Source organism: Ruegeria sp. AD5, from assembly GCF_056542345.1.
In genome coordinates this window covers 1,017,739-1,033,719 of record NZ_JBQFZR010000001.1, presented here as the reverse complement: position 1 = coordinate 1,033,719, position 15,981 = coordinate 1,017,739, and the positions used below count along the sequence as shown (strand labels likewise).

16 protein-coding genes are annotated in these 15,981 nt (G+C 58.1%); 9 read left to right on the top strand and 7 right to left on the bottom strand.

Features of this window, described 5'->3' with window-relative positions; all coding sequences use genetic code 11:
- The first annotated feature begins 41 nt into the window (after nucleotides 1–41).
- Nucleotides 42–1,220 (top strand): TIGR03862 family flavoprotein, encoded by a 1,179-nt coding sequence (locus tag ACR0JG_RS05200; protein WP_480567920.1) that lies wholly within the window; start codon nucleotides 42–44, stop codon nucleotides 1,218–1,220.
- Nucleotides 1,221–1,223: 3 nt separating this feature from the next.
- Here ACR0JG_RS05200 and holA read toward each other — a convergent pair whose 3' ends face one another.
- The 4 genes from holA to ACR0JG_RS05180 all read right to left on the bottom strand — a co-directional run bounded on the left by holA (nucleotide 1,224) and on the right by ACR0JG_RS05180 (nucleotide 5,834).
- Nucleotides 1,224–2,252 carry a DNA polymerase III subunit delta gene (gene holA / locus ACR0JG_RS05195; protein WP_480567918.1) on the bottom strand — a complete coding sequence of 343 codons (1,029 nt, stop codon included), beginning with the start codon at nucleotides 2,250–2,252 and terminating at the stop codon, nucleotides 1,224–1,226.
- A complete protein-coding gene (gene lptE, locus ACR0JG_RS05190; RefSeq protein ID WP_170398890.1) occupies nucleotides 2,249–2,740 on the bottom strand; it encodes an LPS assembly lipoprotein LptE in 492 nt (163 codons plus the stop codon). The genes holA and lptE overlap by 4 nt, the downstream gene beginning before the upstream one ends.
- Nucleotides 2,727–5,279 carry a leucine--tRNA ligase gene (gene leuS / locus ACR0JG_RS05185; protein WP_480567916.1) on the bottom strand — a complete coding sequence of 851 codons (2,553 nt, stop codon included), beginning with the start codon at nucleotides 5,277–5,279 and terminating at the stop codon, nucleotides 2,727–2,729. The genes lptE and leuS overlap by 14 nt, the downstream gene beginning before the upstream one ends.
- Before the next feature lie 72 nt (nucleotides 5,280–5,351).
- Nucleotides 5,352–5,834, bottom strand: coding sequence for a DUF3576 domain-containing protein (locus tag ACR0JG_RS05180; RefSeq protein ID WP_170398884.1), 483 nt, complete (start codon nucleotides 5,832–5,834; stop codon nucleotides 5,352–5,354).
- Nucleotides 5,835–6,112: 278 nt separating this feature from the next.
- Between ACR0JG_RS05180 and ACR0JG_RS05175 the strand changes: the two genes are divergently transcribed.
- Together ACR0JG_RS05175 and ACR0JG_RS05170 are read left to right on the top strand one after the other, a co-directional pair.
- A complete protein-coding gene (locus tag ACR0JG_RS05175; protein WP_170398881.1) occupies nucleotides 6,113–7,120 on the top strand; it encodes a porin in 1,008 nt (335 codons plus the stop codon).
- A gap of 101 nt (nucleotides 7,121–7,221) precedes the next feature.
- Nucleotides 7,222–7,881, top strand: coding sequence for a YggS family pyridoxal phosphate-dependent enzyme (locus ACR0JG_RS05170; protein WP_480567914.1), 660 nt, complete (start codon nucleotides 7,222–7,224; stop codon nucleotides 7,879–7,881).
- Here ACR0JG_RS05170 and ACR0JG_RS05165 read toward each other — a convergent pair.
- Both ACR0JG_RS05165 and ribA read right to left on the bottom strand, forming a co-directional pair.
- A complete protein-coding gene (locus ACR0JG_RS05165; protein WP_480567912.1) occupies nucleotides 7,865–8,365 on the bottom strand; it encodes a L,D-transpeptidase family protein in 501 nt (166 codons plus the stop codon). The genes ACR0JG_RS05170 and ACR0JG_RS05165 overlap by 17 nt on opposite strands.
- Nucleotides 8,362–9,456, bottom strand: coding sequence for a GTP cyclohydrolase II (ribA, locus tag ACR0JG_RS05160; RefSeq protein ID WP_480567910.1), 1,095 nt, complete (start codon nucleotides 9,454–9,456; stop codon nucleotides 8,362–8,364). Before ribA ends, ACR0JG_RS05165 begins: the two co-directional genes overlap by 4 nt.
- A gap of 161 nt (nucleotides 9,457–9,617) precedes the next feature.
- On the opposite strand from ribA, the gene ACR0JG_RS05155 reads away from it, so the two are divergent.
- The 5 genes from ACR0JG_RS05155 (at nucleotide 9,618) to ACR0JG_RS05135 (ending at nucleotide 13,267) form a co-directional block, all read left to right on the top strand.
- Complete coding sequence (locus ACR0JG_RS05155; protein WP_170398869.1) at nucleotides 9,618–10,304, top strand: response regulator transcription factor; 687 nt, start codon at nucleotides 9,618–9,620, stop codon at nucleotides 10,302–10,304.
- A 318-nt stretch (nucleotides 10,305–10,622) separates the two neighbouring features.
- Complete coding sequence (locus ACR0JG_RS05150) at nucleotides 10,623–11,411, top strand: exodeoxyribonuclease III (protein WP_170596801.1); 789 nt, start codon at nucleotides 10,623–10,625, stop codon at nucleotides 11,409–11,411.
- An 87-nt stretch (nucleotides 11,412–11,498) separates the two neighbouring features.
- Nucleotides 11,499–12,416 (top strand): tetratricopeptide repeat protein, encoded by a 918-nt coding sequence (locus ACR0JG_RS05145; RefSeq protein WP_480567908.1) that lies wholly within the window; start codon nucleotides 11,499–11,501, stop codon nucleotides 12,414–12,416.
- Nucleotides 12,417–12,443: 27 nt separating this feature from the next.
- Entirely contained in the window at nucleotides 12,444–13,085 is a 642-nt protein-coding gene (locus tag ACR0JG_RS05140; RefSeq protein ID WP_170694078.1) for an LON peptidase substrate-binding domain-containing protein, read from the top strand.
- Nucleotides 13,082–13,267 (top strand): Trm112 family protein, encoded by a 186-nt coding sequence (locus tag ACR0JG_RS05135; RefSeq protein WP_170398842.1) that lies wholly within the window; start codon nucleotides 13,082–13,084, stop codon nucleotides 13,265–13,267. Before ACR0JG_RS05140 ends, ACR0JG_RS05135 begins: the two co-directional genes overlap by 4 nt.
- Here the strand turns inward: ACR0JG_RS05135 and ACR0JG_RS05130 are convergent.
- Nucleotides 13,264–14,490 carry an FAD-dependent monooxygenase gene (locus ACR0JG_RS05130; protein WP_480567906.1) on the bottom strand — a complete coding sequence of 409 codons (1,227 nt, stop codon included), beginning with the start codon at nucleotides 14,488–14,490 and terminating at the stop codon, nucleotides 13,264–13,266. The two genes, ACR0JG_RS05135 and ACR0JG_RS05130, sit on opposite strands and share 4 nt — an antisense overlap.
- An 88-nt stretch (nucleotides 14,491–14,578) precedes the next feature.
- Here ACR0JG_RS05130 and ACR0JG_RS05125 point away from each other — a divergent pair, with 88 nt between their 5' ends.
- Nucleotides 14,579–15,907, top strand: a complete 1,329-nt coding sequence (locus ACR0JG_RS05125) for an amidase (protein ID WP_480567904.1) — start codon at nucleotides 14,579–14,581, stop codon at nucleotides 15,905–15,907.
- Nucleotides 15,908–15,981 lie beyond the last annotated feature (74 nt).

Genomic DNA, 15,981 nt, shown 5'->3' with positions numbered 1-15,981 from the left:
CTAACTTCGCGCTGATGCGTGTACAGGGCAAGAGGGACACAATGGCGCAAACCATGGTCATCGGAGCAGGGCCAGCGGGGCTAATGGCCGCCGAACAGCTTGCCGCCGCCGGGCACGAGGTTGTAGTGGCCGAAGCCAAGCCGTCTGTCGCGCGTAAATTCCTGATGGCGGGTAAGTCCGGCCTGAACCTGACCAAGGACGAGCCTTTTGACATGCTTATGGGCGCATACGGGGATGCAAAGGATTGGTTGCATCCTATGATACAAGCGTTTGACGCACAGGCGGTGAAGGCTTGGGCCGGTGATCTTGGGCAAGAGATGTTCACGGGCTCTACCGGGCGCGTGTTTCCGAAAGTCATGAAGGCCTCACCCTTGCTGCGGGCCTGGCTGGCCAGATTGGATCAGGCCGGCGTTCAGATCAAGACACGCTGGCGCTGGCAGGGATGGCAAGGTGGGGCGTTGGTTTTTGAGACGCCAGATGGCATGCAGTTTTGCTCGCCCGACGCGACGGTTTTGGCATTAGGGGGTGCCAGCTGGGCGCGGTTGGGCTCGGATGGGGCTTGGGCCCAATGGCTTGCGGACAGCGGAGTTGATCTAACACCGTTTGCACCGGCTAACGCCGCTCTGTCAGTCGATTGGAGCCCCTATATGCAGCCACATTTTGGCGCGGCGCTCAAGTCGGTGCGGTGGATGGCGGGCGATCTGGATAGCCGTGGTGAGGCCACTATTTCCGCAAAAGGCCTCGAAGGTGGCGGTATGTATGCCCTGACCCCTGCGCTGCGGATGGGGGCGCCGCTGTTTGTTGATCTGGTCCCGGATGTGACGGCTGAAGGGATGCAGGCACGATTGGACGCGAAGAAATCAAAGGCAACGCTTTCGCATTGGTTGAAGAATGGTCTGCGTCTGTCTCCGCAAAAGGTCGCTTTGTTCCACGAAATGACTAAGGGCCGCGCATTGAAGCAAACGCAATGGATCGGTGCGCTGAAAAACCTGCCCATCAGGTATGCTGGGCTACGCCCGATGGATGAGGCGATCTCAACCGCTGGCGGGGTAGCACCGGGTGCCGTGGACAGCGGTTTGATGCTGACAGCGTGTCCGGGCGTTTTTTGCGCGGGCGAGATGCTGGATTGGGAAGCCCCGACCGGTGGTTATCTTCTGACCGCCTGTCTGGCGACGGGACGTTGGGCCGGTCAGTCGGCGGCAACGTGGTTGGCGCGCTAGGCCTTAACCCGATCGGGCCAGCATCGCCAGTCGGATCATTGCACGCTCTACCAGTGCCATCGCAGGTGCGGTTTGACCTGCCGAGCGCAAGGATAGGTCCGTATCTGTAAGGACGGTTAAAGCGGTCTGCAGCTTGGGCGCCCCCCATCCCTGAGCTTGCCTCAGGATCCGGTCACGTCGTTTGCCATAGACCGGAGGGCGCAGCTTGCCGATTCCCTGCGCCGCGCCTCCAGGGTCGGATGCGCAGGCATAGAGCGTTCGGAAATGCCGCGTCGCCCCAATACACAAGGTGACCCCGTTGGTGCCCTGCGCCTGAAGGCGTCGGATAAGGGGGCCGATTTCCTGTGCCCGGCCCTCGGCAACGACGTTCAATACATCATCCAGCGCCGCCTCGGTCGACCGCGGCGCACAGGCTTCAATGTCTTCAATCGTCAGTTCACCGGCGTCACCGCGTTTGTAAAGCGACAGTTTCTCAACTGATTGAGTGAAATCACCAGGGCTGAGCGCCATTGCAAGTTCGCTAAGCGCCGACATCGAATCGCGCGGAATATTCTTCAATCCGGCTTGCGCCAGAATGCGCTCCACCTCGGCACGCGAGGGCGGGTCATCGTAGATGCCAACAGCGTATGCGGCAGGGTTCGCTTCGAATGCTTTGCGGATTTTCGAGCTGGGTTTGAGCTGCCCGGCCGTCACGATGATCTGTGCATCACCATGATCCCAGTCTTCAAGGGCTGTGAGAATCGCAGGCGCTGCGACATCGGTGGCGTCTTCAACAAACACCGCGCGGGGACCGGGGAAAAATCCGACAGCCTTGACCGCGTCCAGCAACAGGGCCGGATCGCTGCGTAGATCGCTTCCGGGAATGCGGGTCAGGCGCATTTCCTCTTCAGCGCCGGATCCCAACAAAGCCGCCAGAACTTGCTGACGCTTTAGAGCAACGCGCATCGCGTCCGCCCCGTAGATCAACAGCCCGGCTTTGTCCGCGTCCGGCTTGGCAAAATACCCATCAGCCTCGCGCGGGCTCAGCTTCATGTGGACAGGCCCGGCGTGGCGTAAAGGCGATTTACGATCTGATCGGCCAGAATCACCATCAAGCGCTCGGTCGCGTCGCGTTCATCTGCCAGTGTAGACACGGTCGAGCCTGCAGCAGAATAACCGACAAATTCGGTAACGTTGCCCGAGGCGATGATTTGCCCGGTCGCATTGGATTTCAGCGCGTAAGTCGCATTCCCGTCGATCGTATAGCGATTGGTTTCATTCGCTGTGGTAATCGAGGCCCTGCGGGTGACCGTCGATACCCCGACATCCAGCTTGTATTCGTTGCCCGAGGTCGCGCTTCGACCTAATTTACGTTCCAGGTTTTGGACCAGCAGAAAGCTTTCGACCGTATTTGGTGCGGACACCTCGACCTTGCCATCCAAGGCCGAGCCTGATCCTCCGGGCGCATAAACCGGCTCGAACCCGCAAGCGGCGAGTGCCAGCGGCATCAATAGCAGGGTTCTACGATCAAACGACGACATTAACGATCCGGCCCGGAACAACGATCACTTTCTTCGGTGCAGCGCCATCCAGCGCCTTTTGCACAGCTTCGGTGCTGAGGGCGATTTTTTCAACCTCTGCTTTATCCAGATCTTTGGCTACGCTGATCTCGGCCCGACGCTTGCCGTTGATCTGAATCGGTAGGGTTATGGAGTCATCGATCAGCATCGTCTCATCCGCGATGGGCCAGGGCGCGGTTGCAACTAGGCCTTCGCCGCCCAGCATCTGCCAAAGTTCTTCGGACAGGTGTGGCGTCATCGGCGACATCAGCTGCGCCAATGTCTTGGCTGCCTCGCGCTTGACTGCAGAGCCCGCTTTGGATTTGGCAAGCGTGTTGGTGAATGCATAAAGCTTTGCGATAGATGCGTTAAAGCCAAAGGATTCGACCCCGCCCGATACGTCATGAATGGCTTTGTGCATCTCACGTAGCAGCGTTTCGTCATCTGCTGTGGCCGGCAAGTCCGATTCTGCGATTTCTGCGGCGATGCGGTGCACGCGGCTGAGATGTTTGAACGCGGCTTCGGCGCCCGACGCGGTCCATTCCACGTCGCGCTCAGGTGGGGAGTCGGACAGAACAAACCAGCGCGCAGTATCCGCACCAAAGGCCGAGATGATGCTGACCGGATCGACGACGTTCTTTTTCGACTTGGACATTTTGGCTGAGGGGATGATTTCAACCTCGGTGCCGTCGGTCAGCTTGCCGTCGGTCACGTCTTCGGGCAGGTGATAGACCGGGCGACCGTTGGCGTCGCGTGTTTGATAAATTTCATGAGTCACCATGCCTTGAGTGAACAGCGCGTTGAACGGCTCAATCGCTTTCTTCGGCAAATGACCAGTGATGTTCATCGCCCGCGCGAAGAAGCGCGAATAGAGCAGGTGCAGAATCGCATGCTCAATCCCACCGATATATTGGTCGACATTCATCCAATACTCGGCTTCGGCAAGATCGGTGGGCGTTTCCGCGCGTGGAGCGGTGAAACGGGCGAAGTACCACGACGAATCGACAAACGTGTCCATCGTGTCAGTTTCCCGCTTGGCTGGAGCGCCGCAGGAAGGGCAAGGGGTGTCGCGCCAGCTGGGGTGGCGGTCCAGCGGGTTGCCGGGGATCGAAAAATCTATGGGTTTGCTGTTGCCGTCATCATAAGGCAGCTCGATCGGCAGATTGTCTTTCTTCTCGGGGACCGTGCCGCATTGATCACAATGCACAACAGGAATCGGGCAGCCCCAATAGCGCTGGCGGCTGAGCCCCCAATCGCGCAGGCGGTATTTGGTAACACCTTCACCCCAACCGGCCTTTTCGGCGAAATCAACGGTGGCATTGATGGCCTCGTCACCCGTTGCCTCGGTGAGACCCGCAAAATGATTCACCCAGCGGACTTTCTCGGTTTTCGGCGGAACAAACGCGATCTTGTCGACCGGAGTGTCATCATCCAGTGCAAAGAATGTGTCGACCACAGGCAGGCCGTATTTGCGACAGAAATCGAGGTCACGTTGATCATGAGCTGGGCAGGCAAAAATGGCGCCGGTGCCATAGTCCATCAGGATAAAGTTGGCGATCCAGACCGGCAGCTCCCAGCTGGGGTCGAGTGGATGTTTTACACGTATGCCGGTGTCATAACCCAGCTTTTCGGCGGTTTCGATCGCCTCTTCGGTGGTGCCGCCCTTGCGGCATTCAGCAACGAATTCAGCGACTTCCGGGTTTTCTGCCTCAAGCTGCTTGGCAATCGGATGATCGGGCGAGATGCCAACAAACGACGCGCCCATCAGCGTATCGGGCCGTGTCGTGTAGACGGTGATCGGCTCACCTCCATCGGTGCGTTCGAACCCGAATTGCAGGCCACGGGACTTGCCGATCCAGTTCTCTTGCATCAGTCGTACCTTGGCGGGCCAGTTATCCAGCGTATCCAGCGCGTCGAGCAGTTCCTCGGAATAATCGGAAATCTTGAAAAACCACTGAGTCAACTCGCGACGCTCAACCAAGGCGCCTGAACGCCAGCCACGGCCGTTTTCTACCTGTTCATTGGCCAAAACGGTCATATCGACCGGGTCCCAGTTCACCACGGCGTTCTTGCGATAAACCAGACCGGCCTCGAGCATATCCAGGAACAAAGCCTGCTGCTGGCCGTAGTATTCCGGATCACAGGTGGCGAATTCACGAGACCAGTCGATCGACAGGCCCAGCGGCTTCATCTGTCCGCGCATGTCGGCGATATTGCCATAGGTCCAATCTTTGGGGTGGCCGCCGCTGGCCATTGCGGCATTTTCCGCAGGCATCCCAAATGCGTCCCAGCCCATCGGGTGCAGCACGTTATGACCGGTTGCGAGCTTGTGGCGGGCGATCACGTCACCCATCGTGTAGTTGCGTACATGCCCCATGTGGATACGGCCAGACGGGTAGGGGAACATCTCAAGCACATAGTATTTCGGCTTGTCCGCCTTGTGGTTGGCGGTGAAGATTCCGGCCTTGTCCCAGGCCTCCTGCCATTTTGCTTCGATTTCGTTGGCCGAGTAGCGCGACATCATGCGGTCCTTCGTGAATGAAAACGCCGGGTAGGAACCCGGCGTGGTAATAGTGTGATTTTTGTCGGGTTTCTAGAACTTGTTGTCCGCAATGCGTAGCTGACGCGCGCGAGACAGGATCGCATCTTCGACGGCGCGCGACGTTGCAGCGCTGACCGGAGAACCGCCACTGGTCTGAAGAGCTACGGACAAAGAACGCGCTTCCAAAGCGGGATCACTGATGTGAACTGTCGCGCGATAGGAACGCCCGCCGCCGGGCGGTGTGCCATAACCCGTTACGATCACTCCGGTAAACGGATCGACCTCTTGGATCGGTAAGAAATTCAGTACATCTAGCGATGCGGCCCACAGATAGCGATTTACCTGAGTGACCTGCTCTGAGGTGTTCGGGCCGAATACGTCCCAGATCGTCGAACGATTCGGGTCATTCAGTTCGCGTTCCTCGGTCGAGCTGCCATCAGCGGTCAACACACTTGCATCGCCGGGCGGTGGCCCTCCGCAGGCTGATAAGGCAGCCGTTACCATGATCAAACCTGGAATCGTAATACGGCGCATCGTTGGAAGGTCCCGTGTCACTTGTTTTGCTCTGTCGAGTGATACTCCTAGACAAGGACCCGTACAGCAACAACCCTATTCTTTTATGATCGACTCGCGCGAACCGCACGATCCGTTGAATTCGACTGTGGCATCCTTGCACCAATTTGGGCCGAATGACGTCTTTGCGTTTATGCCAAGCTTGCGCAACGGGGGCAAAAAAAGCGAAACGGTGTCCGTGCTGAGACGCGTGCTTTGCATGTGTCGAGTAGAAAATCTTTGAAACCGAGGGAAACAAGATGAAAAAAGTTCTCTTCGCAACGACCGCACTGATTGCAACCGCAAGTGTTGCAGCGGCCGAAGTAAAGTTCAGCGGTTACGGCCGCTTTGGTCTGGGATACCTGGAAGACCGTACAGGTACCGTTGACGCAATTGGTGGTGGTGAAGCGACCGGCGTAGAAACCGACGAAACCATCCTGGTCTCGCGCTTCCGTCTCAACATCGACGGAATCGTTGAAACTGACGGTGGCGTTCGCTTTGAAGGCCGTGTTCGTCTGCAGGCAGACGAAGATGCCGGCAACGGCGAAGCAAACTCCGCTGGCCTGAACGGCGCACGCTTCTCGGTCATCTTCGGTGGTCTGCGTGTTGACGCCGGTAACGTAGCCGGTTCGTTCGACAACTTGGCAAACTACTACGGTAACGAGCCTGGCCTGGAAAGCTTCATTGGTCAGTACTCGGGCGTCGACTATGACTTCCTGGCGTATTCGTCGACCGGTTCGGGCGCAAACGCTGTGTTCTTCCAGTACGCAGTTGGCGACTTCGCCTTCGGCGCGTCGTATGACCAGCGCACATTTGCTGACGAAGCTGTTGCGGGTGCGGACACTGATGATGCAGACCGCTGGGACATCAGCGCGACCTACACCTTCGGTAACGTAACTGCCGCTCTGGCCTACGGTCAGACCAGCGGTCTGGGCGACGCCGACAAGCAGAGCCTGACCGTTCTGACCCTGGGTGCAGAATTCGGTGACTTCTCCGGTACTCTGTTCGTCGCAGACGATGACGTTGCAAACGATGACCGCAACGGCACCGCATACGGTCTGTCGGCAGCCTACAACCTGGGCGCGGCAACCACTCTGACCTTCGCTTACGGTGACGGTTCGGCAGACGACGATCTGCAGCAGTACGGCATCGGTGCCATCTACGACCTGGGTGGCGGTGCATCGCTGCGCGGTGGTATCGGCAACCAGAAGCGTGGCGACGGCGACAGCCAGCTGCGTGCCGACTTTGGTGCTCAGTTCAACTTCTAAGTTGATCTGAACCACAAGGTTCAAGGGCAGGTCTTCGGACCTGCCCTTTTCTTTTGCCGCCACATGGTGTTTTGCTGCTGCAAACGCAGAATGAGGGACCCATGTCGCTGCAAGAAATCACCGATCGAATAGCCAAAGCTGAATCTGCGGCAGGACGCGCCGAAGGCTCGGTGCAATTAATCGCGGTTTCCAAGGTGCAACCTAACGACCGGGTCGAAGCCGTATTGAAGCAGGGCCACCGGTGTTTCGGAGAAAACCGTGTGCAGGAAGCCGCTGGCAAATGGCCTGCATTTCGCGAGAGTTTTCCGGACATCGATCTGCATCTGATCGGTCCATTGCAAACAAACAAGGCACGGCAGGCGATTGAGCTTTGCAATGCCATCCATTCAGTTGATCGACCAAAGCTCGCCAAAACATTGGCGCGATTGGCGCAAGAGATGGGTAAGTGCCCCGATCTTTTTATACAGATCAACACAGGCGAAGAGGATCAGAAGGCCGGTACTCTCCCACAAGATGCTGATGCGTTCATTGCAGAATGCCGCGGCATGGACCTGCCCGTCCGAGGATTGATGTGCATTCCACCGGTTGAAGAAGAACCCGCGCTGCACTTCGCGCTCTTGGCAAAAATTGCAGAGCGGAATGGGCTGGAGGGTTTGTCGATGGGAATGAGCAGTGATTTCGAATCTGCGATCGCCCTGGGTGCCACACATGTCCGTGTCGGGTCTGCCATCTTCGGGGCGCGGGTTAAGCCTCAGGGATGATCAGCCGTGTGCCCGGCGTGATTTGCTGGGCAATCCAACGTAGGTGATCGCGCCTGAACGCGATGCAACCTTCGGTTGGAAACCGTGGACGTCGCCATTGATGCAGGAAGATGGCCGATCCCCGACCGGGTTCTGAATTGGGATAGTTCCAATCGGTTATCAGGATCAGGTCATAAAGCGGATCTGGGCGACGCAGTTTTTCGTGACTGAAATCATGAGGCGCGTGCACCAAATGGTTATACGCATCGTCCTCTATGTCATCAGACCATAAATCGCGGGGTCCGATCGGTCGTGCCCAATGCGCCGGCCGTGGCATTCGGTCTGCGCGATAGAGCATACCCACAATGTGATGCGCACCTGTAGGTGTTGTTCCGTCACCTTCCTGCTTGGTTGGGCTCAAGCCCCCTTTGCCTATAGCGCAGGGGAACAGGTGCCCGAGAAACCGAACGCCACGCGGTGTCAAAACCAGATCGCTTGGTGTCACAGCAGGTGGCCTGACTTTGCTGCTTTGGTCGCCAGATACGAACGGTTGAAATCTGTTTCACCTACTTTCAACGGAACCCGTTCAGTGACGGCGATACCTGTGCGTTCCATCATCGCGATTTTTGCAGGGTTGTTGGTCAGCAGACGGACCGAATTGAAGCCCAACGATTTCAGGATATCCGAGCCGAGCCTGAAATCCCGTTCATCGTCTTCGAATCCAAGCCGGTGATTGGCCTCGACAGTGTCAAATCCCTGATCCTGAAGAAAATAGGCGCGCATCTTGTTGGCAAGCCCGATCCCACGCCCTTCCTGATTCAGATAGAGCAGGACGCCCGCACCCTCGTCCCCCATCTGGGCCAAGGCCCCGCGCAGTTGCGGGCCACAGTCACATTTCAGGCTGCCCATGAGATCGCCCGTGAAACAGGCCGAATGCAGCCGCGCGAGGACGGGCTTGTCGCGGTCAGGGCGACCGATTTCAACCGCATAGTGTTCTTCTCCACCATCTTCGGGGCGGAATACATGTAGGCGCCCGGCCTCCGACACTTCCATCGGCAGGCGTGCGGCGACGACAGGGTGCAGAGCGCTGCGATCTGTCAGATGTGGCGCGGCCCGGGCATGGTCAATGCAGGTCAGACCATGATCTGCCGCAAATTCGCGCCCGTCTTGAATTGGGGCGACGACGGCGGCCGGAAGCAAGTGCGCCGACTTGGCCAGCGCAATAGCGATCCGGTGCAGATTTGCGCTGCCTTGTCGTTCGGTCATCAGCGGGCCCTTCATCGGGGCGTTCAGATCATCGGACGGGTCGGCCACCGCCTGCACCCAGCTCAGCCCAGCATCCGCCGGGATCATGACGCGAGCAAGATCGCCGTCATATGCACGCGCTTTAAGTGTTTCAGCGCGCCGAACCGTGATGGCGACAACGGGATCTCCGCCCAAGCCGCGCAAATCAGCCAGCCTCTGCGGGCTCAGGGTCTCGGTGGCGAATGCGAGTACTCCAAATCCCAGTTCGTCGGTCAGAACAACGGGAACACCCATACGCAGGTCAGCCCGCGCCCGTGCCAGCAATTCGGTGATGTCGGGAGTGAGACTCATGCAGTTTACCTTGAAACGATCAGACCCTGTCCTACCCCGATCACCGGAAAATGTGAAACATTTCCTCGGCGTCAGACACGAGGGCGTGAGACGATTGCAGCAAATCTTGCTGATTGCATTCTTCATACGCAAGTGATGGAAAAGGCTTAGGAGGACCGTACATGGCTCAGCTCAAGAAAATCCTGCTGGTGGATGACGACGAAGACCTGCGCGAGGCGCTCAGCGAGCAACTTGTCATGACCGAAGACTTTGACGTGTTCGAGGCGTCCGATGGCGCGTCGGCAATGGAGCGCGCGCGCGAAGCAATTTACGATCTGGTGATTCTGGATGTCGGCCTGCCGGATACCGATGGCCGTGAGCTGTGTCGCCTGATGCGCAAGCAGGGCGTCAAAAGCCCGGTGCTGATGCTGACTGGGCACGACAGCGATGCTGACACGATCCTGGGCCTTGATGCTGGCGCTAATGATTATGTCAGCAAGCCTTTTAAATTTCCGGTTCTTCTGGCCCGGATTCGGGCCCAACTGCGCCAGCATGAACAATCCGAGGATGCGGTCTTTGTTCTGGGGCCCTACACCTTCAAACCGGCCATGAAGATGCTGATGACCGAAGATGATCGCAAGATCCGCCTGACCGAGAAAGAGACTAACATTCTCAAGTTCCTCTATCGATCAACTGACGGCGTCGTTGCACGTGATGTTTTGTTGCACGAAGTCTGGGGTTACAACGCGGGCGTTACAACACACACCCTTGAAACCCATATCTATCGTCTGCGTCAGAAGATTGAACCCGACCCGTCGAATGCACGCCTTTTGGTCACAGAATCGGGCGGATATCGCCTTGTTGCTTGACTAATGGTGGATTGACTTGGATCAAAGTGATACTCTGTAGGCATCTTTAGATTACTCCCAACCCGCGCATGTCCGGGTTATGACATGCACCTCCCTGTTGGACTGCCGGGCCTGATGGCCCGGCTTTTTTCGTAGGGTGCAACTGTATCGTGCAGGGCGATATCGGCACCGGGCATCCGATTTCATTCAATGAAATCGGACCGGAAACTTTGCAAGTTTCCGTAACCGCCGGGTCAGGCAACATTGCTTTGTTTTTCGATGGCACCTCGCTTGGCGCCGCGCTAACCTGCGGCAACTTCGACAAAGGAACCCCCGGATATGCCCTTCACCCTTGCCACATGGAACATCAATTCGGTCCGCCTGCGCGAGCCTATCGTTCTGAAATTGCTGCAGGAAGAGGCGCCGGATGTGCTGTGTCTACAGGAATGCAAATCGCCGGTCGACAAAATCCCGACCGAAGGGTTCGCCGAGCTGGGCTATACGCATATGATTGCGCGGGGCCAGAAGGGGTATAACGGCGTCGCCATACTGTCGCGCCTTCCGCTTGAGGAAGTAGGGGATAAGGATTTCGCGGGTCTGGGTCATGCGCGACACATTGCGGGGCGGTTGGAGAATGGCGTGACCATTCATAATTTCTATGTCCCCGCTGGGGGCGACGTGCCGGATCGCGAAGTGAACGAGAAGTTTGGCCAAAAGCTGGATTACCTCGCTGACATGCGCGATTGGTTCCGTGCGGAAAAGCCGAAAAAGTCCATTCTGGTGGGCGATCTGAATATTGCGCCCCGCGAAGATGATGTCTGGTCGCACAAGCAGTTGCTGAAGGTGGTTTCACATACGCCGATCGAGGTTGAAACGCTGGCCGAGACTCAGGATGCAGGTGGCTGGGTCGATATCACCCGGCAGGATATTCCCGAAGGCCAGCTATACAGCTGGTGGTCTTATCGGGCACGAGATTGGGATGCCGCCGACAAGGGACGCAGGCTGGATCATGTGTGGGCTACGCCCGATATCTCGAACGCGGGTCATTCCAGCCGCATTCTGCGCGACGCGCGCGGATGGGAAAAACCCAGTGATCATGCCCCGGTATTTGCCACGTTTGACGTCTGACCGAAGCAAATTCGCCGAACTCCCCCCTTGGTTTCTGCCGCATTGGACTGCATATAGGGCGCAAGTTCGAACCAGAGAGTATAAGCCATGGACCTTCTGAACGGCGCAGGCAGCCCCCAAGCCACTGATCTGATTAAAGACGGGACCGAGGCCACCTTCATGGCCGATGTGGTCGAAGCCTCACAAGAGACGCCGATCATCGTTGACTTCTGGGCGCCTTGGTGCGGCCCCTGCAAAACGCTGGGCCCGGCGTTGGAAGAGGCCGTGACCGCTGCCAAGGGTGCGGTCAAGATGGTCAAGATCAACGTGGACGAAGCGCAGATGATTGCAGGACAACTGCGCATCCAGTCGATTCCGATGGTCTATGCATTTCACAAAGGCCAACCGATCGACGGGTTTCAGGGCGCTTTGCCAGGGTCCGAGATCAAGGCCTTCATAGATCGTGTGATCGAAGCCGCGGGCGGTGAAAGCCCGGGTGGTCAACTAGATGATGCTGTGCAAGCTGCCGAAGAAATGTTGACCGAGGGGGCCGCTGTAGACGCGGCACAGACTTTTGCCGCCATACTGGGTGAAGACCCCAATCACGCTGCCGCTTATGGCGGGTTGGTGCGCGCGCATATTGCATCGGGGGATCTGGATCAGGCTGAGGCGATCCTCAATGGCGCTCCTGCCGAGATTTCCACTTCATCCGAGGTTGAAGCGGCCCATGCGCAACTGGAATTGGCCAAGCAGGCTGCAGATGCTGGTCCGGTAGGTGAGTTGACTGCAACAGTTGAGGCCGAGCCAGACAACCATCAAGCCCGTTTCGATCTGGCGCAGGCCCTGCATGCCAATGGCGATGTCGAAGAGGCAGTGGCTCAACTGTTGGAATTGTTCCGCCGCGATCGCGAGTGGAATGATGGGGCAGCAAAGGCGCAGCTCTTCACAATTTTCGATGCGCTCAAGCCCAATGACCCGATTGTTCTGAACGGGCGGCGCAAGCTCAGCTCAATGATATTTGCCTAATCTCCGATCAGAACTAAAATCGGGTACATGATGCATCCTGCCGATTTGCCGGAAACGGTATCCGTTTTCCCTTTGCCCGGAGCGCTGCTGCTGCCACGGTCTCGCCTGCCGCTGCATATCTTTGAGCCGCGCTACCTGCAGATGCTGGACGATTCACTGAAAACGCAAGAGCGCCTGATCGGGATGGTGCAGCCGAACACCTGTCAGGGCGACGAAACCAAACTGCACCAGATTGGCTGCGCTGGACGGGTCACTCAGTTTTCCGAGACCGAAGATGGCAGGTATCTGATTACGCTGACGGGAATCTCTCGGTTCAGGGTCAGATCGGAGCTGGACAGTTTCACCCCGTATCGCCGGGTTTCGGTGTCCTGGGATGGGTTTGACCGTGATCTGGGCAAGGCCGAGGTCGATGACGGTTTTGATCGGAACAGGTTCCTGAGTTTGCTGGAACGGTTTTTCTCGTCCCGTCAGTTGTCCACCGATTGGGACACGATGAAAGATGCCGATGACGAGCTTTTGGTCAATTCCCTGTCGATGATGCTGGAGTTTGACCCCGAGGAAAAGCAGGCCCTGCTTGAGGCTCCCTGCCTGCGCACCCGGCGCGAGACATTGGTGACATTGATTGAATTCGCCATGCGCGGCGGATCGAATGAGGAAAAACTGCAATGAGCGATACTGAACACGCCTTTGACCGTCATATGCTTGAGGCGTTGATTTGTCCGCAAACCCATACGACGCTGCACTATGATGCCGAACGGCAAGAGCTGGTGTCAAAAGCCGCCGCTCTGGCCTTTCCAATCCGCAATGGCATTCCGGTGATGCTGGTGGATGAGGCGCGCGAGCTGGACTAAATCGGACGTCCCTGCAGCAGTTTCGGCAGGTCTCCGGTCAGACCTGCAGCCTCGCGCACGAAACCACGGCGTAGCCCGGGCAGCGATCCCACGATACCCATTCCAATATCCCGACCTATACGGAGCAGAGGGTTATCGTTCGAAAACAGCTTGTTGAACACATCCGTCGCCATCGCAAGCGAGGCTGTGTCGAACCGGCGCCACTCCTGATAGCGCTCCAGTACCAGCGTTGATCCGATATCCTCGCCACGTCGTCCCGCAAGGGTCAGAACCTCGGCCAAAGCGCCGACATCACGCAAACCTGCGTTCAGGCCTTGCCCTGCGATCGGGTGCATGCCGTGGGCGGCGTCTCCGACCAAAGCCAAGCGATCGGCGATGAAGGAATTGGCAATGGTTAGGTTCAGCGGGTATGTGAACCGGTCACCCTGCAGGCGGATATCCCCCAGGAAATCGCCAAAGCGCGGGCGCAGAACTTGTAGGTAATCTGCCTCGGGCAGCGCATTGATCTGCGCGGAGGTCTCAGTGCGTTCGCTCCAGACGATGGAACTGCGGTTCCCGGTCAGCGGCAGAATCGCCAACGGGCCGGGGGGCATGAAGAACTGATGGGCGATACCGTGATGCGGTAGCTCGTGTTCAATGGCGCAGACCAGAGCGGTCTGTCCATAGTCCCAGCCGGTTCGCTTGATTCCGGCGCGCATAGCGGTCCCGCTGCGGCGGCCATCGCAACCCACCAGAAGGCTGCCGGACAAGGTGGACCCGTCATCCAGTGTAAGTGTTGCCCCGTTTGCCGAGATGTCCTGAGACACGACCGTTTTTCCGCTGAATTCGGTAACCCCGTCTTGTTCGGTCATGGTCTCCAGAAAAGCCCGCCGCAGGTGGCGATCTTCGACCATATAGCCCATCGGGCCTTCTTCGATCTCGGCATGATCAAAATGCATGAAGAACGGGGAAGGTCCGGCACCGGCATGGCCATCCGTTACCTTGATCTCCAGCATCGGCTGGGCGTGCTCTTCCACCTTTTCCCAAACGCCTATTGCGTCGAGCAGACGTTGCGACGCCAATGCCAGCGCATAAGCGCGCCCGTCGAAGGTCGCATTCTTGCGCACTTTCTCTGCCAGAGCGTCAACAACCACGACTGAATGCCCGGTCTGGGCCAGCGCCAGCGCAAGGGCAGGGCCGTTCAGGCCACCACCAACGATCAGGATATCGGATCTGTGTTCCATGTGCTGCAATATGCGCGCCCTTTCGGGATTGTCCATGTGCGGTCCTGTCGCTACCGTCCGATCACGGAATTACTCGGGAGGGGACCGGATGCAAGACTGGCTGACCATGACGGCATGTGATTTGGGCCGTGGTATCGGAATGGGGCAGATCGATCCGGTTGAACTGACAGAAACTTATCTCAGCGCGATTGACGCCCATCCACATCGCGATCGGATCTATGCCCGGGTGACCCACGATCGCGCCCGCGCCGAGGCCCTTGCGGCGCAAGAGCGGGCCAAACTTGGCCTGCGTCGGTCTTTGTTGGATGGCGTCCCGATCAGCTGGAAAGACCTGTTTGACACGGCAGACGTAGGGACCGAGGCCGGTTCAGCCCTGTTGGAAGGCCGCGTGCCCGAATCCGATGCGCAGGTGGTGCGGAACGCGACCGCGATGGGTACGGTCTGTCTGGGTAAAACGCATATGAGCGAATTGGCGTTCTCGGGTTTGGGTCTAAACCCTGTGACGGCTACGCCTCCATGCGTGAATGACGAAGACGCAGTGCCGGGCGGCTCATCTTCAGGTGCAGGAGCTTCGGTGGCTTGGGGGCTTGCTGCAGGCGGCGTTGGCTCGGACACGGGTGGATCGGTGCGGATTCCCTCGGCCTGGAACGATCTGGTGGGGCTGAAAACCACGGCGGGGCGCATTAGCCTTGAGGGCGTCGTGCCGCTGTGTCTGAAATTCGATACCGTTGGGCCTCTGGCGCGATCAGTTGAGGACGCCGCACATATGCTTGCTGTGCTTGAGGGCACCGCCCCGGCTGATCTGCGCGGGGCGTCATTGATCGGTCGCCGCTTTGCTGATTTGCAGAACGTGGCCAAGGACGATCTGCGCGAAGCTCCAGCCAACGCCTATGAAGATGCGCTGGCGCGCCTGAAAGAGGCCGGGGCCGAGATCGTTACGCTTGACGTGCCTGAGCTGAACGAAGCGATGAGCCTGTCGGGTGTGCTCTATACAACCGAAGCCTACGGCTTGTGGCGAGATGTGATAGAAGCGAACCCCGAGGCGATGTATCCCGAAATCCTTGAACGGTTCCGAATGGGCAAGGCCTATTCCGGCCCCGATTACGTGGCCGCTTGGTCGAAACTAACCGCTTGTCGACAGGCTTGGGATGCGGCCTCTGCGGGCTTTGACGCCGTGCTTGCGCCGACGGCCCCGATCCTACCGCCCAATCTCGACCGGTTGATGAATGATCATGACTACTATGTTACCGAAAATCTCTTGGCTCTCCGCAACACCCGGATCGGTAATCTGATGGGGCTTGCGGCACTGACTTTGCCCACGGGAACACCCGGTTGCGGGCTGATGATGTTGGGCTATCCGGGGTCGGAAGAGGCCTTGTTACGGCTCGGGTTAGCAGCCGAAAGCGCTTTGACCTGAATGCCACAATCCCCTGATTCGGCACCTCTTTGTCTGGACGAAGCCCGGGTCGATCTGTAATCTGCCATAAAACG